Origin of the sequence: Rhodoplanes roseus (assembly GCF_003258865.1) — a bacterium.
GTDB classification, from domain to species: Bacteria; Pseudomonadota; Alphaproteobacteria; order Rhizobiales; family Xanthobacteraceae; genus Rhodoplanes; species Rhodoplanes roseus.
The window spans coordinates 24,778-46,073 of record NZ_NPEX01000016.1 but is presented as its reverse complement, the minus strand read 5'-3'; the positions used below and the strand labels follow the sequence as shown (position 1 = coordinate 46,073).

Annotated in this window: 14 protein-coding genes; 12 read left to right on the top strand and 2 right to left on the bottom strand. The window is 69.5% G+C overall.

Annotation, left to right across the window (positions count from 1 at the left end; genetic code table 11):
• Nucleotides 1-2,395, top strand: a 2,395-nt coding sequence (gene uvrB / locus CH341_RS04180; protein ID WP_210208178.1) for an excinuclease ABC subunit UvrB, incomplete at its 5' end; no start/stop codon positions are given.
• 18 nt (nt 2,396-2,413) lie between these two features.
• On the opposite strand, the gene CH341_RS04175 is transcribed toward uvrB, so the two are convergent.
• On the bottom strand, nt 2,414-2,797 hold the full coding sequence (locus CH341_RS04175; RefSeq protein ID WP_111417771.1) for a hypothetical protein: 384 nt from the start codon (nt 2,795-2,797) through the stop codon (nt 2,414-2,416).
• Nucleotides 2,798-3,497: 700 nt separating this feature from the next.
• On the opposite strand from CH341_RS04175, the gene CH341_RS04170 reads away from it, so the two are divergent.
• The 3 genes from CH341_RS04170 to CH341_RS04160 all read left to right on the top strand — a co-directional run bounded on the left by CH341_RS04170 (nt 3,498) and on the right by CH341_RS04160 (nt 12,210).
• Nucleotides 3,498-9,158, top strand: coding sequence for a HAMP domain-containing protein (locus CH341_RS04170; protein ID WP_111417774.1), 5,661 nt, complete (start codon nt 3,498-3,500; stop codon nt 9,156-9,158).
• 8 nt (nt 9,159-9,166) lie between these two features.
• Nucleotides 9,167-10,714, top strand: a complete 1,548-nt coding sequence (locus CH341_RS04165) for an HWE histidine kinase domain-containing protein (protein WP_111417770.1) — start codon at nt 9,167-9,169, stop codon at nt 10,712-10,714.
• A gap of 74 nt (nt 10,715-10,788) precedes the next feature.
• Nucleotides 10,789-12,210: an amidohydrolase family protein gene (locus CH341_RS04160; RefSeq protein WP_111417769.1), complete on the top strand. Its 1,422-nt coding sequence runs from the start codon at nt 10,789-10,791 to the stop codon at nt 12,208-12,210.
• On the opposite strand, the gene CH341_RS04155 is transcribed toward CH341_RS04160, so the two are convergent.
• The gene (locus tag CH341_RS04155; RefSeq protein ID WP_146604364.1) at nt 12,211-12,942 is read right to left on the bottom strand and encodes a cysteine hydrolase family protein; all 732 of its coding nucleotides are present in this window, start codon (nt 12,940-12,942) and stop codon (nt 12,211-12,213) included.
• 249 nt (nt 12,943-13,191) lie between these two features.
• Here CH341_RS04155 and CH341_RS04150 point away from each other — a divergent pair, with 249 nt between their 5' ends.
• Genes CH341_RS04150 through CH341_RS04115 form a run of 8 tightly spaced genes read left to right on the top strand, consistent with a single transcriptional unit; the run spans nt 13,192 to nt 21,296 of the window.
• On the top strand, nt 13,192-13,992 hold the full coding sequence (locus CH341_RS04150) for a GntR family transcriptional regulator (protein WP_111417767.1): 801 nt from the start codon (nt 13,192-13,194) through the stop codon (nt 13,990-13,992).
• On the top strand, nt 13,989-15,026 hold the full coding sequence (locus CH341_RS04145) for an ABC transporter substrate-binding protein (RefSeq protein ID WP_111417766.1): 1,038 nt from the start codon (nt 13,989-13,991) through the stop codon (nt 15,024-15,026). Before CH341_RS04150 ends, CH341_RS04145 begins: the two co-directional genes overlap by 4 nt.
• 17 nt (nt 15,027-15,043) lie before the next feature.
• Nucleotides 15,044-15,853, top strand: coding sequence for an ABC transporter ATP-binding protein (locus CH341_RS04140; RefSeq protein WP_245430871.1), 810 nt, complete (start codon nt 15,044-15,046; stop codon nt 15,851-15,853).
• Nucleotides 15,853-16,641, top strand: coding sequence for an ABC transporter permease (locus CH341_RS04135; protein WP_111417764.1), 789 nt, complete (start codon nt 15,853-15,855; stop codon nt 16,639-16,641). Before CH341_RS04140 ends, CH341_RS04135 begins: the two co-directional genes overlap by 1 nt.
• Entirely contained in the window at nt 16,638-17,423 is a 786-nt protein-coding gene (locus CH341_RS04130; protein ID WP_111417763.1) for an ABC transporter permease, read from the top strand. The genes CH341_RS04135 and CH341_RS04130 overlap by 4 nt, the downstream gene beginning before the upstream one ends.
• 35 nt (nt 17,424-17,458) lie before the next feature.
• Nucleotides 17,459-18,493 (top strand): ornithine cyclodeaminase family protein, encoded by a 1,035-nt coding sequence (locus tag CH341_RS04125; protein WP_111417762.1) that lies wholly within the window; start codon nt 17,459-17,461, stop codon nt 18,491-18,493.
• Entirely contained in the window at nt 18,490-19,926 is a 1,437-nt protein-coding gene (locus CH341_RS04120) for an amidohydrolase family protein (protein WP_111417761.1), read from the top strand. The genes CH341_RS04125 and CH341_RS04120 overlap by 4 nt, the downstream gene beginning before the upstream one ends.
• A complete protein-coding gene (locus tag CH341_RS04115; protein WP_111417760.1) occupies nt 19,923-21,296 on the top strand; it encodes a dihydroorotase in 1,374 nt (457 codons plus the stop codon). The genes CH341_RS04120 and CH341_RS04115 overlap by 4 nt, the downstream gene beginning before the upstream one ends.

Sequence of the window (21,296 nt, the reverse complement as noted above, 5' to 3'; positions counted from 1 at the left end):
AACCGATCCGGGCCGGAGCCGGCGACTGCGCGCCCGCCACCGACACGCCCACCCCCGTGATCATCACGAGGGCGGCGTCCGCCTCGTCGTGAAGTCGGAGTTCGAGCCCAAGGGCGACCAGCCGACCGCCATCGCCGACCTGGTCGAGGGCATCGGCCGCCACGACCGCACCCAGGTGCTGCTCGGCGTCACCGGCTCCGGCAAGACCTTCACGATGGCCAAGGTGATCGAGGCGACGCAGCGCCCGGCCATCATCCTGGCCCCCAACAAGACGCTGGCGGCGCAGCTCTACGGCGAGTTCAAGAGCTTCTTCCCGGACAACGCGGTCGAGTACTTCGTCAGCTACTACGACTACTACCAGCCCGAGGCCTACGTCCCGCGCACCGACACCTATATCGAGAAGGAATCCTCGATCAACGACCAGATCGACCGCATGCGCCACTCGGCGACGCGCGCCCTGCTGGAGCGCGACGACGTCGTGATCGTCGCCTCGGTGTCGTGCATCTACGGCATCGGCTCGGTCGAGACCTACTCGGCCATGACGTTCACGCTCAAGCGCGGCGACCGCATCGACCAGCGCCGGCTGATCGGCGACCTCGTCGCTTTGCATTACAAGCGCACGCCCGATTTTTCCCGCGGCACCTTCCGGGTGCGCGGCGACACCGTCGACGTCTTCCCGGCCCACTACGAGGACCGTGCCTGGCGCGTCAATCTGTTCGGCGACGAGGTGGAGAGCATCGAGGAGTTCGATCCCCTCACCGGCCACAAGACCGACGAGCTGGCCTTCGTGAAAATCTACGCCAACTCGCACTACGTGACGCCGCGCCCGACTCTTCTCCAGGCCATCGACGGCATCAAGAAGGAGCTGCGCTGGCGGCTCGGCCAGCTCACCGACGCCGGGCGCCTCCTGGAGGCGCAGCGGCTGGAGCAGCGCACCCTGTTCGATCTCGAGATGATGGAGGCGACCGGGAGCTGCGCCGGCATCGAGAACTACTCGCGCTACCTCACCGGCCGCCTGCCGGGCGAGCCGCCGCCGACGCTGTTCGAGTACGTGCCCGACAACGCGCTCGTCTTCGTCGACGAGAGTCACGTCACGGTGCCGCAGATCGGCGGCATGTATCGCGGCGACTTCCGGCGCAAGGCGACGCTCGCCGAGTACGGCTTCCGCCTGCCCTCCTGCATGGACAACCGGCCGCTGCGCTTCGAGGAGTGGGACGCCATGCGGCCGCAGACCGTCGCGGTGTCGGCGACGCCGGGCGGCTGGGAGATCGGCGAGGCCGGCGGCGTGTTCGCCGAGCAGGTGATCCGCCCGACCGGCCTGATCGATCCGCCCGTCGAGGTGCGCCCCGCCCGCACCCAGGTCGACGACCTGGTCGGCGAGGTGCGGGTCGTCGCGCAGGCCGGCTACCGCGCGCTCGTCACCGTGCTGACCAAGCGGATGGCCGAGGATCTCACCGAGTACCTGCACGAGCAGGGCATTCGCGTGCGCTACATGCACTCCGACATCGACACCATCGAGCGCATCGAGATCATTCGCGACCTTCGGCTCGGGGCCTTCGACGTGCTGGTCGGCATCAATCTGTTGCGCGAAGGCCTCGACATTCCGGAATGCGCCCTGGTCGCCATCCTGGACGCCGACAAGGAAGGCTTTCTGCGCAGCGAGACGTCGCTGATCCAGACCATCGGCCGCGCGGCGCGAAACGTCGACGGCAAGGTGCTGCTCTATGCCGACCACATCACCGGCTCGATGGAGCGGGCGATGGCGGAAACCAATCGGCGCCGCGAGAAGCAGCAGGCCTACAACGTCGAGAACGGCATCACGCCGGAGAGCGTCAAGAAGGGCATCGCCGACATTCTGGACAGCCCGTACGAACGTGATCACGTGCTGGTCGCGACCGGGCGCGGCGGTGGACTGTCGGCCGCCGGCGGCTTCGAGGACGCGGCGACCATCGGGCACAATTTCGAGACCGTCATCGCCGACCTCGAGGTGCGCATGCGCGAGGCCGCCGCCGACCTGAACTTCGAGGAGGCCGCGCGCCTGCGCGACGAGGTCAAGCGCCTACGCGCCACCGAGCTCGCCGTGACGGACGATCCGACCGCCAAGGTGGTGAGCCTGGCGAAGGCGCGGGCCGCCGCGGGACCGGCCCGCGCCCGTCCGCACAAGCCCGATCTCGACGAGATGGGCATCGCGCTGTGGCACGAGCGCGGCGTGCATCGTCCGGACAGCAAGCGCCCGCGAAAGCCGACGCTGGACGAGATGGGCCCCGGCGTCGAGTCGATCCCGTACGGCCGCGACGCGCCCGACGGCGAGCGCTCGGGCGACAAGCCCTCCGGCCCGCGCTCCACCATGGGCCGCCCCGGCCAGCGCGGCGGCTTCAAACCGAAGCGGCGGTGAGGCGCGCCCTTCGGCTCCTCACCGCACCGTCAGCACGGCGAGGGCCAGCAGCGAGACCATCGCGAGCTGGGTGAGCGTGTGGCGAAAGATCGTGGGATCGAGGTGCAGGCGCTCGAAGCGTTCGGACGGCGACAGCGCACGGTCGAAGCAGATGCGGCCGACGCCGACCGGGTAGAGCCATCGCCATCGCGATCCGGCCCAGGCCTCGAAGCCAGCCGACAAGATCACGAACAGGAGCGTGAAGACGATCGGTCCGACCGGGCCGTCCGAGTACGAGCCCGAGCCGGCCAGGCGGGTCAGCAGCACGATCGACACGGCCATGGGCAGACCGGACACCAGCGCGTGGAGCGCCAGCCCGGCGAGACGGTCGGTGAACGGACGGACGGCAACGTTCGTCGTCATGATGGGCTCCTGCGATACGACGTCGGCGACCCGGCGAGATGCCGGCATTCGCGACCGAGCCGCACTGTCCCGCGGCTCGCGGCGATCGCTCCGTGCGCGGCCTCACACAACCGCGCCACCGCCTGGGCCCGGCAACATCGGCCCGTTCATAATGACGCCGCGAATGGGCACGAGCATGGGGCCATGGTCGTTCAGTGTCTCCGGCCGCCCGGTATTCTCCAGAGAGATGCGGCCCGGCTCATCCAGTCTCCTGCCGCCGAAAATCGGCGGCATGTCGTGACGGCAGCACCGTACCACCCCATCGCGTGCCGCTCGTGCAAGGCTGCGTCGAAACGAGCCGCCCCACCGTCACGAGCCTCCTGGCCCGCGGTTCAACCGTGCTGCCCCACGATGGAAATCACAGAAAGTTTCGGTCGTTGACGTCGTCCGACGGAACCGAACGGGCCCCACGTCGTTCGCACAATCGGTATTCCTGCGCGGGCTTCCCGGCGGGCCGGTCTCGTGCGCGCGAGGTCCTCTGCCGTTCGATCCGAGTATCATCGAGGAGCAAGCCATGACGGTCAGGCGCGAAGGCCGGAGCAGCAAGGCGGAGGCCGACGCTCCGGTGGTGGCCGCTGCGCTGGCTCGTCAGGAGACCGAGGACGGTGCGCTGGGCCCCGGCGACGCCGGCCTGCGCGAGCTTCTCCATGCGCTCCAGGCCATGCGGGTCGGCGATTTCTCGGTGCGCATGAGCGGCGACCATGTCGGGCTCGCCGGCAAGATCGCCGATGCGTTCAACGACATCGCCGCCACCAACGAGCGCATGGCCAAGGAGCTGGAGCGCGTCGGCGAGGCGGTGGGGCGCGAGGGCAAGACCCGCCACCGGGTTCGCTTCGGCCCGGCGGTCGGCGCCTGGGCCGACATGGAGACCTCGGTCAACAACCTGATCGACGACCTGCTGTGGCCCACCAAGGAGGTGACGCGCGCCGTCGCCGCCGTGGCGCAGGGCGATCTGCTCAAGACCGTACGGCTCGAGGTCGACGGCCGGCCGCTGAAGGGCGAGTTCCTGGAATCGGCCACCATCGTCAACACGATGATCAAGCAGCTCGGCGTGTTCACGTCGGAGGTGACGCGGGTGGCCCGCGAGGTCGGCACCGAGGGCAAGCTCGGCGGCCAGGCGCAAGTGAGCGAGGTCACCGGCGTGTGGAAGGACCTCACCGAGAACGTCAATTCGATGGCGTCCAACCTCACGGCGCAGGTGCGCAACATCGCCGAGGTGACGATCGCGGTCGCCAACGGCGACCTCTCCAAGAAGATCACCGTGGACGTGCGCGGCGAGATCCTGCTGCTGAAGGAGGCCATCAACACGATGGTCGATCAGCTCCGGTCGTTCGCTTCGGAGGTGACGCGCGTCGCCCGCGAGGTCGGCACCGACGGCAAGCTCGGCGGTCAGGCGCTGGTGCCGGGCGTCGCCGGGACATGGAAGGATCTGACCGACTCGGTGAACGCCATGTGCGGCAACCTCACCGACCAGGTCCGCAACATCGCCGAGGTGACGACCGCGGTGGCCCGCGGCGATCTCTCGCGAAAAATCACCGTGGACGTGCGCGGCGAAATCCTGGAGCTGAAGGACACCATCAACACCATGGTGGACCAGCTCAACGGCTTCGCCTCGGAGGTGACGCGCGTCGCCCGCGAGGTCGGCACCGAGGGCAAGCTCGGCGGCCAGGCGCAAGTGCCGGGCGTCGCCGGCACCTGGAAGGACCTCACCGACAGCGTCAACTTCATGGCGTCGAACCTGACCGCGCAGGTGCGAAACATCGCCGAGGTGGCGACCGCCATCGCGGGCGGCGACCTCGGCAAGAAGATCACCGTCACGGTGTCGGGCGAGATCCTGCAGCTCAAGGAGACCATCAACACGATGGTCGACCGGCTCAACGCCTTCGCGGGCGAGGTGACGCGCGTGGCGCGCGAGGTCGGCACCGAGGGCGAGCTCGGCGGCCAGGCCGTGGTACCCGGCGTGGCGGGCACGTGGAAGGATCTGACCGACTCGGTGAACGCCATGTGCGGCAACCTCACCGACCAGGTCCGCAACATCGCCCAGGTCACCACAGCGGTCGCGCGCGGCGATCTTTCGCGAAAGATCACCGTGGACGTGCGCGGCGAAATCCTCGAGCTGAAAGACACCATCAACACCATGGTGGACCAGCTCAACGGCTTCGCCTCGGAGGTGACGCGCGTCGCCCGCGAGGTCGGCACCGAGGGCAAGCTCGGCGGCCAGGCGCAAGTTCCCGGTGTCGCCGGCACCTGGAAGGACCTCACCGACTCGGTCAACTCGATGGCGTCGAACCTGACGGCTCAGGTCCGCAACATCGCCGAGGTGGCGACCGCGGTCGCCAAGGGCGATCTCTCCAAGAAGATCACGGTGGACGTGCGTGGAGAAATTCTGGAGCTGAAGGACACGCTCAACACCATGGTCGACCAGCTCAACGGCTTCGCCTCGGAGGTGACGCGCGTCGCCCGCGAGGTCGGCACCGACGGCAAGCTGGGTGGCCAGGCCGAGGTCCGCGGAGTCGCCGGCACCTGGAAGGATCTCACCGATTCCGTGAACTCCATGGCCGGCAACCTGACGGCACAGGTGCGCAACATCGCCGAGGTGGCGACGGCCATCGCCTCGGGCGATCTGTCGCGAAAGATCACCGTGGACGTGCGCGGCGAGATCCTGGAGCTGAAGGAGACCCTCAACACGATGGTCGACCAGCTCAACCGCTTCGCCAACGAGGTCACGCGCGTGGCGCGCGAGGTCGGCACCGAAGGACGGCTCGGCGGCCAAGCCAACGTGCCGGGGGTCGCCGGCACCTGGAAGGATCTCACCGACAACGTGAACCTCTTGGCCGCGAATCTGACCACGCAGGTCCGCAACATCGCCGAGGTGACGACCGCCGTCGCGCGCGGCGACCTGTCGCGCAAGATCACGGTCGACGTGAAGGGCGAGATTCTGGAGCTGAAGAACACCATCAACACCATGGTGGACCAGCTCAACGCCTTCGCGGCCGAGGTGACGCGCGTCGCCCGCGAGGTCGGCACCGAGGGCAAGCTCGGCGGACAGGCGCAAGTTCCCGGTGTCGCGGGGACCTGGAAGGACCTCACCGACAACGTCAACTTCATGGCGTCGAACCTCACCGCACAGGTCCGCAACATCGCCGAAGTTGCGACCGCCATCGCGGGCGGCGATCTCTCCAAGAAGATCACCGTGGACGTGCGCGGCGAGATCCTGCTGCTGAAGGAGACGCTCAACACAATGGTGGAGCAGCTCCGCTCCTTCGCCTCCGAGGTGACGCGCGTCGCGCACGAGGTCGGCGTCGAGGGCCGCCTGGGTGGTCAGGCCCTGGTGCCGGGCGCCGCCGGCACCTGGAAGGACCTCACCGGAAACGTGAACCTGCTCGCCGCCAACCTGACCAACCAGGTCCGCGCCATCGCCGAGGTGGCGACCGCGGTGACCAAGGGCGACCTCACCCGCTCGATCCAGGTCGAGGCGCGCGGCGAGGTGGCGCAGCTCAAAGACAACATCAACACCATGATCGACAACCTGCGCCTGACCACCGAGCGCAACACCGAGCAGGACTGGCTGAAGACGAACCTCGCCCGCTTCACCAACATGCTGCAGGGCCAGCGCGACCTCGGCACGGTCGGCCGGCTGCTGCTCAACGAGCTGACGCCCCTCGTCAATGCACAACAGGGCGTGATCTATCAGATGGAGATCGAAGAGACGCCGCGACTGCGGCTGCTCTCGTCCTATGCCGACAGCCTGGAGGAGGGACACAAGGCGATCCTGGTCCCGGGCGAGGGCCTGGCCGGGCAGTGCGCCCTCGACAAGCGTCGCCAGCTCGTCGCCGACATCCCGCCGGACGCGCCGCCGATCGTCTCGTCGCTGTTCAAGGCGACGCCACGCAACATCGTCGTACTGCCGGTGCTGTTCGAGAACCAGGTCAAGGCCGTGATCGAGCTCGCTTCGATCGGCACCTTCAAGCCGCTGCAGATCGCCTTCCTGGAGCAGCTCACCGCCAGCATCGGCATCGTGCTGAACTCGATCGAGGCGACCATGCAGACGGAGGGCCTGCTGCAGCAGTCGCAGCAGCTCGCCGCCGAGCTGCAGGCCCAGCAGCGCGAGCTGCAGCAGACGAACGAGCAGCTCGAGCAGAAGGCCCAGCAGCTCGCCGAGCGGAACGTCGAGGTGGAACGCAAGAACCAGGAGATCGAGCACGCCCGCCGCGCGCTGGAAGAGCAGGCCGCCGAGCTGGCGCTGACCTCGAAGTACAAGTCCGAGTTCCTGGCCAACATGTCGCACGAGTTGCGCACGCCGCTGAACTCGATCCTGATCCTCGGCCAGCAGCTCGCCGACAACCCGGACGGCAATCTCTCGGACCGGCAAGTCGAGTTCGCCCGCACCATCCACGGCGCCGGCACCGACCTGCTCAACCTGATCAGCGATATTCTCGACCTCTCCAAGATCGAGTCCGGCACCGTGACGGTGGAGGCCGAGGAGCTTCTCTTCTCGGATCTGCTCGATGCGGTGGCGCGTCCGTTCCGGCACGAGGCGGAGACCCGCCAGCTCGCCTTCTCGGTCGACGCCGACGCCGATCTCGGCCGCAGCATCGTCACGGATCCGAAGCGCCTGCAGCAGGTGCTCAAGAACCTCCTCTCCAACGCCTTCAAGTTCACCGAGCGCGGCTCGGTGCGACTCGGCGTCACCCGGGCGCTCTCCGGCTGGACGCCGACCCATCCGGTGCTCAGCCGGGCCGCGAGCGTCGTCGCCTTCGAGGTGTCGGACACCGGCATCGGCATTCCGGCCGACAAGCAGAAGATCGTGTTCGAGGCGTTCCAGCAAGCCGATGCGTCGACCAGCCGCCGCTTCGGCGGCACCGGACTGGGCCTCGCCATCAGCCGCGAGCTCGCGGCCCTGCTCGGCGGCGAAATCCAGCTCCACAGCAGTCCCGGACTCGGCAGCACCTTCGTTCTGTATCTGCCGTCGCGCTACACCGGGCCGTCGACGGCGGCCTCGCCCGGCACGGCGCTGCCGCCACGCCGCCCGGCGCTGCCGGTCGGCGGCATCGCGCCCCTCGCACTGGAGGCCCCGGTCGTCGGCACCATGGAATCGGCGGCGGTGGTGGAGGCGATCCGTGACGACCGCCTCACCATCGCGCCCGGGGACTTCGTGCTCATGGTGGTGGAGGACGACGTGGCGTATGCGGGCGTGATCGCCGATCTCGCACGCCGCCGCGGCTTCAAGGTGGTGATCGCGACGCGTGGCGCCGAGGTGGTGGATCTCGCGCGCCGCCATCAGCCCTCCGCCATTTCGCTGGACGTGCATCTTCCCGACATGCTCGGCTGGAGCGTGCTCGGCCGTCTCAAGCTGGATCCGGTGACCCGGCACATCCCGGTTCAAGTCGTCACGGTCGACGACGACCGCCAGCACGGGCTGGCGCGAGGCGCCTTCGCGTTCATCCGCAAACCGACCACCAGCGAGGGCATCTCGGCGGCACTGGAGCGGATCGAGGCCTATGCGAAGCCGCGCCGCAAGCGGCTTCTGATCGTCGACGACGACCGGAGGGCGCGGGCCGCCGTATCGGAACTGCTCGGCGACGACGATATCGAGATCGCGACGGCGGAGAGCGGTCGCGACGCCCTGACGGCGATGCGCCACGCGCCGCACGACTGCGTGGTGCTCGACCTCCGTCTCCCGGACATGACGGGCTTCGAGGTTCTCGAAGCCATGCGCGACGACGCGATGCTGTGCGACGTTCCGGTGGTCGTCTATACGGGCCGCGAGCTCGGCGCCGAGGAGCACACCCGCCTGCGGGCCATCGCGCGCAGCATCGTGGTGAAGGGCGTCGAGTCGCCCGAACGCCTGCTCGACGAGACCGCCCTGGTGCTGCACCGCCAGGTCTCTCGCCTCGAGCCCGAGAAGCGGCGCATGCTGGAACGGCTGCACGAGTCGGACGACCATCTGGTCGGCCGCACCGTGCTGCTGGTCGACGACGATGCCCGCAACATCTTCGCGCTGTCGAGCGTGCTCGAGCGGCGCGGCATGCGGGTGCTCACCGCCACGACCGGCCGCGAGGCGATCGAGACCATCGAGACCACCGAGGACCTCGCCATCGTGCTGATGGACATCATGATGCCCGAGATGGACGGCTACGAGACCATGGAGACGATCCGCCGCGACGCGCGCTTCGGCCGCCTTCCGATCATCGCGCTCACCGCCAAGGCGATGAAGGGCGACCGGGAGAAGTGCCTGGAAGCCGGCGCGTCCGACTACCTGGCCAAGCCGGTGAACACCGAGCAGCTTCTCTCCGCGCTGCGCATGTGGCTCCATCGCTGAGACGATCCATGGACAGCATCGAGCCGGTCAACATCCTGCTGGTCGACGATCAGCCCGCGAAGCTCATGAGCTACGAGGTGATCCTACGCGAGCTGGGGGAGCGCCTGATCACCGCCACCTCGGCCCGCGACGCGCTGCGCCACCTGCTGCGCACCGACGTCGCCGTCGTGCTGGTCGACGTCTGCATGCCGGAGCTCGACGGCTTCGAGCTCGCCCGCATGATCCGCGACCATCCCCGGTTCGAGCAGACCGCCATCATCTTCATCTCGGCCGTGCACCTCTCCGACGAGGACCGGGTGCGCGGCTACGAGATGGGCGCGGTCGACTACGTGCCGGTGCCGGTCATTCCGGAAGTGCTGCGCGCCAAGGTCCGCGTCTTCGTCGATCTGTTCCGCAAGACGCGGCAGCTCGAGGCGCTGGCCCGCGGCCTGGAGCAGCGGGTGACGGAGCGCACGGCGGAGCTCGAGGCGTCGACGGAACGCCTGCGCGAGAGCGAGCGACGGCGCAGCGTCGCACTCGCCGCCGGACAGATGGGCTCCTGGGACTGGGACGTGCGGACCGGCGAGACGATCTGGGATCCCGGCCAGTTCCGCATCTTCGGCGTGGCGCCCGACACGTTCCGGCCGACCTTCGATGCGGTCCGGCCCATGATCGTGCCGGAGGATCTGGCGCGCCTCCGCGAGACTCTCCAGGCCGACGCCGATCGGCAGACGTTCCAGATGGAGGTCCGGATCGTCCGGCCGGACGGCGATCAGCGCTGGTGCATCTGCGCCGCCGCGGTGACACGCGACGAGACCGGCGCGGTGGCTCGCGTGAGCGGCGTCACCATCGACATCACCGACCGCAAGCAGGCCGAGGAGCGCCAGCTCCTGCTCGCCCGCGAGGTCGATCACCGGGCCCGCAATGCGCTCGCCATCGTGCAGGCGATCGTGCGCCTCACCGCGGCGAGCAATCCGCAGGCCTACGCGGCCGCCGTGGAAGGCCGCATCCGCGCGCTCGCCCAGGCCCACACGCTGCTCTCCGAATCACGCTGGGAGGGGGCCGACGTGCGCCGTCTCGTCGACGAGGAGCTCGAGGCCTATCGCAGCGGCGGCCCGCGTGTGGCGACCGAAGGACCCACCGTCTCGCTCCCGCCCGACCGGGCCCAGGTGCTGGCGCTGGCGCTACACGAGCTCGCCACCAACTCGGTGAAGTACGGCGCGCTGTCGGTCGAGACCGGGTCGCTGGACGTCGCCTGGCGGTTCGACGGCGAGCGCGTGACACTGCGCTGGATCGAGACGGGCGGCCCGCCGGTCCGCAAGCCGGAGTCGCGCGGCTTCGGCACCAAGATTCTCGAGGCCAGCATCAACCAGCAGATCGCCGGTCGCGTGACGCTCGACTGGCTCCCGAGCGGCCTCGATTGCACGTTGGAGATTCCGTGCGGTGAACGGCCGAAGTCCGCTCTCCGGGATTCCGACGACACGGACGAGGTCACAGACGCCGCGGATGCTCTGCCGGTGGCGCCGCGCGTTCCGCGCCTGGTCGCACGCAAGGCGGCCGCCGTCCACGGCGGCTGAGCGTCGCGCCGACCGCCGTCTGGCACGCCTGTTGCACCCACCTGCGCACCCGCCCTCGACCGCGCAGGCCCGACATGACCGACCGCCTTCTCGTCCGCGACGTGCTCGTGCTCGATGCCGCGTCCGCACCAGCCCGCAAGGACGTCCTGGTCGCCGGCACCCGCATCGCGGAGGTTCGTACGCCGGCCGCCACGGTCGAGCCGGACATGCGGGTGATCGACGGCCGTGACCGGCTGCTGATCCCGGGCCTCGTCAACGCGCACACGCATTCACCGCTCAACGTGCTGAAGGGCACGGGCGACGTGCTCAGCCACCCGGCCTTCATGTGGCTGAATCAGGCCGATACGGCAGGCCGCAGCGCCGACGAGATCCGTCTGTCTTGTCTGCTCGGCTGTATCGAGCATCTGCGCAACGGCACGACCGCCGTGGTCGACCATTTTCCCGAGCAGGGCTTTGCGGCCGCGGACGTGGATGCGGTCGTGGACGCCTACGACACGTCGGGGCTGCGAGCCCTGGTGGCGCTGCGGATCTTCGACGAGCCTTACTCCGACATCGATCCGCCGGGGGGCCTTCCGGACTCGGTCGCCGAGCACAACCCGCTGACGCCGCCGCCGCTCGCCGACAGCCTGGCCCTGATCGAGGACGCCATCGCGCGGCACGACGGCGCCGCTGGCGGACGCGTCCGCCTGTGTCCCGCGCCGTCCAATCCGAGCCGCTGCAGCGACGCGCTTCTCTCGGCGGTGCGCGACATCGCCGAGCGGCACGACACCGCCGTCCACATGCACCTGCTGGAGACGCGGGTGCAGGCCGAGATCGCGCAGGCGCGCTACGGCACCACCATGGTGGCCCATCTGGAGCGGCTCGGCCTCCTCACCGGACGGCTCTCCTGCGCACACACCATCTGGATCGGTGACGAGGACATCGCCCGCATGGCGGCGGGGGGCGCCATCGCGGTCCACAATCCGGAGAGCAACCTGAAGCTCGGCGCCGGAATTTCGCCGGTCGCTCGCATGCTGGCGGCCGGCATGCGGGTCGCGCTCGGAACCGACGGCGCGTCGACCAATGACAATCTGGACCTGCACGAGGTGATGCGGATCGCCGTGATGCTGCAGCGGCCGGGCGAGTCCGACCGCCGGCGCTGGCCGACCACGACAGATGCCCTGACCATGGCCACCCTGTGCGGAGCCGCCGTGATGCGCTGCGACGGCCTCGGCCGCATCATCCCCGGTGCACCGGCCGATTTCGTGCTGCACGATCTCACGGCCCCGTTCTGGACGCCGCTGAACGATCCGCTGACACAGCTCGTGTTCGGCGCGTCCGGCTCGACCGTGGACACGGTGGTGGTCGATGGTCGCGTCCTGGTCGAGGGCGGAAAAATCCTCGCCTTCGATCCCGAGCCGGTGTTGCGGGAGGCCCGCGACCTGGTGAAGCACCTGCGCGCCCGCAACGCCAGGCTGCACGGACTCGCGGCGACGATCGCGGCCGCCCTGCCCTGATCAGGCCGGCTCGGCCGCCGCGAAAGCGGCTTCGAGCGCCGCGCTGGTCGACACGAAGCCGAACACCTGCTCGATCAGGAGAAGCGCGGCGTCCGCACAGAAGACCGGGGCATGCGTGCCGGTGGCGTCGGCGAGCAGCACCGCGTCGTAGCCGGCGTGGCAGGCGTCCATCACGGTCGCGAGCACGCAGCGGTCGAGATTGATGCCGGCCACCAGCAGCGTGGTGACGTCGAGATTGCGCAGCACGCTGTCGAGCTCGTTGTCGAAGAAGCCCGTGTAACGATGCTTCTCGACATGGATGTCCGTGTCGACGACGGTCAGCTCGGGCACGATCGCCGCCCCCCAGCCGCCTCGCTCCAGCACCGGGCCGCGGCCGTTCTTCATGCGCGCGTCGTAGCCCGGATCGCCGATCGACGGGCGCGCCTTGCGGCGGTGCGAAGGGTGGATCTCCATCAGATCCGGACGTGTGCCCCAGTTCACCCAGATCACCGGAAGCCCTTCGCGACGCGCGAGAGCGGTCATCCGCTCGATCACTGGACACAACGGCTTCGCCCATGCGTCGTCGATGCCGCGCGCCGCGAACCAGCCGTCCGGGCTCAAGAAGTCGTTCTGCATGTCGACCACCACGAGCGCGGCGCGTGCCGCGTCGATGGCGATCGGCCGCCCGCGTGCTTCCAGCACCAGGCGCCGCAGCGGCTTGCGCGGACGGATCAGATCCATGGTCTCGGTCATGCGGGCCTCACGGAGTCGGGTGTGGCGCGAGGTCAGCAACCGCCGTGCCAGTCGCTCTCGTGGGAGATCGGCAGATAGAGCCGTGGGGACAGCGCTTCGTAAATTTCGAAATTCCGCCTGTTCGCATATAAAACGGCAGATTGCCTACGACGCTGCCCAATTTCCCGGCACTCGGCTCCGGGAGATGCGGACCTGTCATGCAAAGCCGCGTGGCCCGACGCTTGCTGAGAGGCCGGCGGAGGATCCGCCATGGACCAGCAGGATGCCGTTCGGACGATCGCCCAGGCCGTGCAGGGCCGGCTGAGCGCCGACATCCTGTTCGGCCGGCTCGCCCCCGACGACCGGCTGCGGCTGGAACCGCTGTGCGAAACATACGCAGTGGGCATGAGCCCCATCCGCGAGGCGCTCGCGCAGCTCGTCGGGCGCGGCCTCGTCATCCAGGACGGCCAGCGCGGGTTCAGGGTCGCGCCGATCTCGCGGCGCGAGCTCGAGGACATCGCGGCGACGCGAATCCGGCTCGAGACCATGGCGTTGCGCGACGCGATCGCCCATGGGGACGACGCGTGGGAGGCGCGGATTCTCGCGGCCCATCATCGCCTGGCGCGTCGCCCCCGAACGGCCGACAAGCTCCTCGACGAGGATTGGGAGACGCTGCATCGCGGCTTCCACCTCGCTCTCATCGACGCGTGCGGCTCGCCTTTGCTGCTCGCCTTCTGCCACGACCTGCACGACCGCTTCGACCGCTACCGCCGCATCGCCGTCCAGGCGGCGGGCCGCCACCCGAAGGTCACCAGCAGCGTGCACGGTGCGATCGTGGACGCTGCGCTGGTCCGCGACGCCGACCGCGCGGCCGCGCTTCTCGACCGCCACATCGCCGAAGCCGCAGCCGACATCGTCCGCATGGGCGCACCGCGCTTCCCCGATGCGGACGCGCCCCGCCCCAAGGGTGGCACGTCGCTTGCTGAGGCGACAGCTCGCGCTCCGGCGCACCGCCGGCCCACCCGGGACACTCGTCCACGCCTACCCAGCCAGAAAGGAAGACCGCGATGACCTCACGCGACCAGCGCTTCATCGACCGGCGCAGGTTCCTGGAGATCGGCGGGGCCTCCGCGCTCGGCGCCACCATGCTGTCGCTCGGCGATCGCGGCGGCTTCTCGCGAGCCTTCGCCGCGGAGACGCCGATCTCGTTCCAGCTCTCCTGGATCAAGAGCATCCAGTACGGCGGCTACTTCGCCGGCATCGACCAGGGCATCTACAAGAAGCACGGCATCGATCCGACCTTCGTGTCGGGCGGCCCGAACGTCGATCCGGTGGCGAACGTCGCCAGCGGCCGCTCGCCGCTCGGCGACCGTCCCATCGGTCCGCTCATCGTCGCGCGCGAGAAGGGCATCCCGATCAAGGTGATCGGCACGGTGTTCCAGAAGAGCCCGTACAGCATCATCAGCCTCGCCAAGAAGCCGATCCGCAACGTCAAGGAGCTCGCCGGCAAGACCATCGCCACCGCGACGTCGGGGCGGCCGATGATGCTCTACATGATCAAGGAAGCGGGTCTCGATCCGGCGTCCGTGAATCTGGTCCCGTCGGCACCCGATCCGTCGGCGCTGGTCAGCGGACAGATCGACGGCTACGCGGGCTACTCCACCAATCAGGGCGTGATGCTGCAGACCCGCGGGGTCGAGATCGTCACCCTCAATGCCCACGACCTCGGGCTGCCGGAGACCACCGGCACCATCTACGGACGCGAGGACTTCCTGAAGGACAACCGCGACCTGGTGGTGCGTTTCCTGCGCGCCTCCGCGGAGTCGTGGCGCTGGGGGCTCGACCATCCCGAGGCCACCGCCAAGATGATGGTGGAGAGGTACGGCAATCCCGGCCTCAACTACGAGGCCCAGCTCACCGAGATCAAGGAGAGCAAGCCGTACATCGAGGCCGGTCCGGCCGCGACCAAGGGCCTCCTCACGCTCGACCTGCCGCTCTACGGCAAGATCATCGAGCTCTACCGCAATGTCGGCCTGGTGAAGGGCGACATGAAGGTGGAGGAGCTCTGCGACGCGAGCTTCGCGGACGCGGCGGCGAAGAGCTGAGAAGAACGGGCGCGGACGTGTCACGGGACATCAAGGTCGAACAGGTCACGATGGTGTTCGAGGGTCGCGGCCAGCCGGTCGTCGCCCTCGACAAGGTCGACCTGCATGTTCCGACCGGCAGCTTCGGCTCGATCATCGGGCCGAGCGGCTGCGGAAAGTCGACGCTGCTGCGCCTCGTCGCCGACGTGATGCAGCCCTTCGCCGGCTCCGTCACGCTGTCCGGCGATACTCCGCGAACGGCGCGCCACGAGCACGCGATCGGCTTCGTGTTCCAGAGCCCGACGCTGCTGCCGTGGCGCACCGTACGGCAGAACGTCGAGCTGCCGCTCGACGTCGTCGGCCGCAAGAGCACGCGGCGCTCCAGCAAGACACCCGGCGAGCTGATCGAGCTCGTCGGCCTCAAGGGGTTCGAGAACGCGCTGCCCCACGAGCTGTCCGGCGGCATGCAGCAGCGCGTCGCCATCGCGCGCTCGCTGGTGCTACAGCCGGACGTGCTGCTGCTCGACGAGCCGTTCGGCGCGCTCGACGAGATCACGCGGCAGCGGATGAATCTCGAGCTGCTGCGCATCTGGGCCGAGTCCGGTACCACGGCGCTGCTCGTCACGCATTCGATCGCCGAGGCGGTGTTCATGTCGGACCAGGTGCACGTGATGAGCGCGCGGCCGGGCCGCATCGCTGGCGTCGTCGACGTGCCGCTGCCGCGGCCGCGCCGGCTCGACATGATGCGCACGCCGGAGTTCTACGACTGCGTCAACCGGGTGCGCGACGGCCTGTTCGGCCGCGACAGCGAGCCGACGCCGCACGGCGAGCCGGTCGAGGCCTATTGATGAGCGCCGCCGCCGTGCTGCACCGGACGCTGGCCGCCTCGTGGCGGCCGCTGGTCACGGCCACGGTGCTGCTGGTCGCGGCCGAGGCCGCGCAACGCGCCGGCCTGCTGCCGGTGTTCGTGCCGTCGCCGAGCCAGGTGATCGCCGAGGCCGTGCAGGATCCGCGGCTGATCTACGAGAATGTCGGCCAGACCGCGTGGCGCGCGGCGGTCGGCTATTCGATCGCCGCCGGCATCGCCATCGGCGCGGCCTCGCTCGCCGTGGTGGTGCGGCCCCTCTACGGGCCGGTCTACAATCTCGGGGTGATGCTGCACTCGATCCCGATCATCGCGCTCGCTCCCCTGCTCGCCACCTGGATCGGCACCGGCTCGCAGCTGCAGATCGCCATCGCGGCGCTGACCAGCCAGTTCGCCATGCTGGTCGGCACCATCCAGGGGCTGCGCGCCGCCGATGCGCGCCAGCGCGAGCTGCTGCATGTCCTCTCGGCGTCGCGGCTGCAGATGCTGCGCTATCTGCTGGTGCCGAGCGCGCTTCCCTATCTGTTCGCCGGCCTCAAGATCGCGGCGCCGTCGGCGGTGCTCGGCGCCATCACGGCCGAGTGGGCGGGCGCCGACCGCGGAGTCGGTGCCATGATGCTGTACGCCCTGTTCGCCTACGACACGCCGAAGGTGTGGCTCTCGGTGCTGCTCACCTGCCTGCTCGCGGCGAGCGGATATGCGATCTGGGCTGCGATCGAGCACGTCGCAATCTTCTGGGAGCCGGGCACCGACCTGGCCGAGGAGCCATGAGCGACACCACGCCTTCGGCCCGCCCGCGCACCGGTCTGCTCCTCGCCCGCCGGCTCGCCCTCATCGCGCTCACGGTCGGCGCCATGCTGCTGACCTGGCAGCTCCTGGTGACCGGCCTCAAGATCCCGCCCTATCTGGTGCCGGCGCCCGGCCCGGTCGCCCGGGCCTTCGTCGCCAATATCGGCGTGATCGGCACGCAGACCGCGTTCACGCTGACTGCCGCGGCGCTCGGCCTCACGGTCAGCACCGCGCTCGCGACCGGCATCGCGCTGGCCTTCTCGATGAGCCGCAATCTGGCACAGGCCTCGCTGCCCGTGGTGATCGCGTTCCGCTCCACGCCGGTCGCCGCGGTGGCGCCGCTCGCGATGCTGTTTCTCGGTCGCGGCATCAGCACCAGCATGGCGGTGGTCACCATCGTCTCGTTCTTCCCGCTGCTGGTGAACCTCATGCGCGGCCTCGCCGGCACCGACCGCAACGCCTCCGAGCTGATGCATGTCTACGGCGCCAGCCGCTGGCAGCAGATGCGCTACGTGCGGTTCCCCTACGCCCTTCCGTTCCTCTTCACGGGTATGCGAATCGCCGCGTCGAGTGCCATCCTGGGCGCCATGCTGTCCGAATGGATCACCGGCTCGAAGGGTCTCGGCAACCTCATCCTCGACTCCGGCGAGATGCGGGAGACCGAGCTCCTGTGGGCCGCCGTGGTCACGTCCATCACCATCGCGCTCTCGGTGTTCTGGCTGACATCGGCCGGCGAGAAGCGTTTCGTCCACTGGCGGGCCTGAGACCGCCGTCTCCCTTCCATCGTCGAGGCTGCCGCATGAGGCTTCTGTCCGAGCGGGACATCGAGCGTCTGATCGATCCTGCCGCCGCGATCGAGGCGGCCGCGGAGGCGTATCGGCGGCAATCCGCCGGGGACATCCCGACACCGGGCCGCCTCGACGTGCTCCGCACCAATCCGAAGGGCGGAGCGCTGGTGCTGGCCGGCCATTCCTTCGACCGCCGTTTCGTGGTGAAGACCAACATCCACGCCTATGCGGGCGACGCCGCGCTGTCGCGCAGCGCCGGCAGCGGGCTCGTCCTGTGGGACGGCGTCGCCTGCGTGCCGCTCGCCCACATGGCGACGACGTCGTTCAACGACCATCGCACGGCAGCCGGCTTCGCGGCGGCGGCCCGGCTGCTCGCGCCGGCCCAGGCGCGCACCTTGGCGGTATTCGGCGCCGGCAAGATCGCGCCCGCCACCGTGCTGTATCTCGCCGCAGTGCGGCGCTTCTCGCGCATCCTCCTGATCGGCCGCAACGAGGAGCGGCTGCGCGGCCTCGCGGCCCAGTTGCGGGCCCGGCGCGAGCTCGCCGGCGCCACCATCACGGCCGAGACCGATGCCGGCCGCGCCGCCTACGAGGCCGACGTGATCGTCACGATCAGCACGGCCGAGGAACCGGTGTTTCCGGGCGAGGCGGTGCGCCCCGGCACCTTCGTGGTGCTGGGCGGCGCCAACCGGCCCACCCATCGCGAGGCCGACGACACCTTCATCCGCCGCGCCCGCGTCTTCGCCGACCACCTCGAGGGCGCCACCACCCGGGCCGGCGATCTCGCCGTGCCGCTCGCCTCCGGCGTGCTGCGCGGGACGCAGATCTTCGGCGAGATCGGCACGTTTCTGACGGCCGGATCGGTCCCGCCCGCCACCGGGGAGCTGGACGTCACGGTGTTCAAGTCGATCGGCATCGCGGCCCAGGACGTGATCACGGCCGGCATGATCTACGACCTCGCGGTGAAGACCGGCGTCGGCCTCGAGTTCGACATGCGCGACGGTAGCTTCACCAGCGCGCCGCCGGCACCGACGGCCGAGCCATGACGACGCTGATCCGCGACGCGACCATCCTGACGCTGGACGCGGACGACCGGGTCATTTTGCGCGGGCACGTGCTGATCCGCGGCGGCGTGATCGCGGCGGTCGGGGACGGCGATTATGCCGGGGCGGAATCGCCGACCCGGACCATCGACGGCGCGGGTCGCCTCGTCGCGCCGGGCCTGATCAACGCCCACATGCATTCGCAGTCGAGCACGATGGCGGGCTTCGGCGACCGCCTCAGCCATCCGGCCTTCATGTGGCTGACCCAGGCGCACACGTCGCGCCGCACGGCGGAGGAGATTCGCCTCGCCGTGCTGCTCGCCGCCTGGGGCATGATGGTGAGCGGCACCACGGCGGCGATCGATCATTTTCCGGGCCAGCGCTTCACGGCCGCCGACATGGATGCCGTGCTGTCCGCCTGGGAGGAGACCGGCCTTCGCGTCGCCCTCGGCATGCGGTTCTTCGACGGCGCGTTCAGCGACATCTTTCCGGATGCGCCGCTGCCCGCGGATCTGCGGGCGCGCATGACGCAGGTCGAGATCCTCAAACCCCAAGGTGTCGACGAGCTGCGCGAGCTGATGGACGACACGCTTCGCCGCTGGCACGGCCATGCCGGACGGCTCTCGGTTTTCCCCGCCCCTTCCAATCCGGACCGCTGCACCGACGCGGCGCTGGCGCTCTGTGCCGAGCTCGCCGAAAAGCACGATACCGGCATCCACACGCATCTTCTCGAGACCCAGAAGCAGGCCCGCCTCGCAGCCGAAAAGTACCGCGAGACGGCGGTGCGGCACCTCGAGACGCTCGGTGTCCTCTCCTCGCGCTGGTCCTGCGCGCATTCGATCTGGCTCGACGACGCCGACATCGACCTGATGGCGGCGCGCGGCGTCGTCGCCGTGCTCAACCCGGAGAGCAACGCCCGCCTTGGCACCGGCCTCGCGCGGGCGCCCGAGATGCAGCGGCGCGGCGTCACGCTCGCACTCGGCACCGACGGCGCGAGCGCCAACGACAACATGGTGCTGCAGGAGGCGATGCGGGCCGTAGCGACCAGCCACCGGGCCGGCGAGAAAGACCGCTCCCGCTGGATCACGGCGCGCGACGCCCTCGGCATGGCGACCGCCGGCGGCGCCGCGGCGCTGCGACACCCGGGTCTCGGCACCCTCGCGCCCGGCGCGCCGGCCGACCTCGTGCTCTACCGACTCGACGCGCCCTGGTGGGTGCCGCTCAACGATCCGGTCGCGCAGCTCGTGTTCGCGGAGACCGGGGCCTCCGTCGACACCGTGATGGTGGACGGACACATCGTGGTCGAGCGCGGCAAGGTCACGACCTTCGACACCGGCGGCCTGGTGCGCGAGGTGCGGGAGATGACGGCGTCGCTGCGCCGCCGGAACGCCGACCTGTTCACCGTCGCCACCGACATCGCCGAGATCGTGCCGTGACGCCGGGTCCCGACCGCACCGTCGACCTGCTGATCACGGGCGGCCTCGTGGTCTCACCCGAAGGGACGATCGCGGCCGACATCGCGGTCGATCGGGGACGCATCGTCGCGCTCGGTGCCTCCGACCTGCTCCCGCCGGCGCGCGAGACGATCTATGCTGCGGGGCTGCACGTCATTCCGGGCGCCATCGACGTGCATGTCCACTTCCGCGAACCCGGCTTCTCGCACAAGGAGACCTGGACCAGCGCAACCCGGGCGGCGGCCGTCGGCGGCGTCACCACGGTGTTCGACATGCCCAACACCGATCCGCCGACCGCGAGCGTCGCCGCGATCGAGCAGAAGCACGACATCGCGCAGCGTCAGGCGATCGTCGACTTCGGCCTCTACGGCCTGATCGGTGAAGGCAATCTCGATCAACTCGAGAGCATGGCAGCGGCCGGGGCCGTGAGCTTCAAGCTCTACATGGGCAGCGAGAACCCGCTGGTGCCCTGCCCGTCCGACGGCGCCATCGTCGAGGCGTTCGAGATCCTCGCACGGCTCGGCATCCGCTGCACCGTGCACGCCGAGAACACGCCGCTACTCACCTGGCGCGGCGACAGGCTACGCGCCGCCGGACGAACCGATGCGGCCGCGCATCTCGAGCAGCACATCGATCTCGCCGCCGTGGAGGCGGTGAGCCGCGCCGGCATCTTCGCCGAATGGACCGGCGCCAAGATCCACATCGCGCACGAGAGCACGCGCCGCTCGCTGCCGCATATTCGCTTCGCCAGGCAGCGCGGCGTCGACATGACGGTGGAGACCTGCCCGCACTATCTGCTGCTGTCGACCGACGACGGCGCTCGACTCGGCGACAATTTCATGCGGGTGAAGCCGCCGGTGCGCGAGGCCGGCCACGCCGCGCCGCTGTGGGCCGCGCTGCTGGACGGCACCATCGACATTCTCTCGACCGATCATGCGCCGCATCTGCGCGCCGAGAAGACCCGCCCGGTGATCTGGGATTGCGCCCCGGGCTTTCCCGGCGTCGAAACCTCGATGTTGCTGATGCTCGCCGAGATTTCGCGCGGGCGGCTGACCCTCGAGCACTATGTGCGCATGGCGTGCGAGGCGCCTGCCAAGGCATTCGGCCTCTACCCGCGAAAAGGCGCTCTCCGGGTCGGGGCCGACGCCGACATCGTGCTGGTCGACATGACGAGAACCGGCCGCATCACGGCGGCCGATCTGCACTCCATCGGCAATGCCACGCCGTTCGAGGGATTCGCGTTGTGCGGCATGCCGGTGCGGACCCTGGTGCGAGGCGCGACCGTCGCCCTGGACGGCCAGCCGGTCGGCACGCTCGGCTGGGGCCGCGCCGTGACACCCCGACGCGGCTGA

What these genes read in the sequence shown, in the direction of transcription:
- CH341_RS04175 (WP_111417771.1), bottom strand. Translation starts at nt 2,797, where the DNA reads ATGACGACGAACGTTGCCGTCCGTCCGTTCACCGACCGTCTCGCCGGG.
- CH341_RS04170 (WP_111417774.1), top strand. Translation starts at nt 3,498, where the DNA reads ATGCGGGTCGGCGATTTCTCGGTGCGCATGAGCGGCGACCATGTCGGG.
- CH341_RS04165 (WP_111417770.1), top strand. Translation starts at nt 9,167, where the DNA reads ATGGACAGCATCGAGCCGGTCAACATCCTGCTGGTCGACGATCAGCCC.
- CH341_RS04160 (WP_111417769.1), top strand. Translation starts at nt 10,789, where the DNA reads ATGACCGACCGCCTTCTCGTCCGCGACGTGCTCGTGCTCGATGCCGCG.
- CH341_RS04155 (WP_146604364.1), bottom strand. Translation starts at nt 12,942, where the DNA reads ATGACCGAGACCATGGATCTGATCCGTCCGCGCAAGCCGCTGCGGCGC.
- CH341_RS04150 (WP_111417767.1), top strand. Translation starts at nt 13,192, where the DNA reads ATGGACCAGCAGGATGCCGTTCGGACGATCGCCCAGGCCGTGCAGGGC.
- CH341_RS04145 (WP_111417766.1), top strand. Translation starts at nt 13,989, where the DNA reads ATGACCTCACGCGACCAGCGCTTCATCGACCGGCGCAGGTTCCTGGAG.
- CH341_RS04135 (WP_111417764.1), top strand. Translation starts at nt 15,853, where the DNA reads ATGAGCGCCGCCGCCGTGCTGCACCGGACGCTGGCCGCCTCGTGGCGG.
- CH341_RS04130 (WP_111417763.1), top strand. Translation starts at nt 16,638, where the DNA reads ATGAGCGACACCACGCCTTCGGCCCGCCCGCGCACCGGTCTGCTCCTC.
- CH341_RS04125 (WP_111417762.1), top strand. Translation starts at nt 17,459, where the DNA reads ATGAGGCTTCTGTCCGAGCGGGACATCGAGCGTCTGATCGATCCTGCC.
- CH341_RS04120 (WP_111417761.1), top strand. Translation starts at nt 18,490, where the DNA reads ATGACGACGCTGATCCGCGACGCGACCATCCTGACGCTGGACGCGGAC.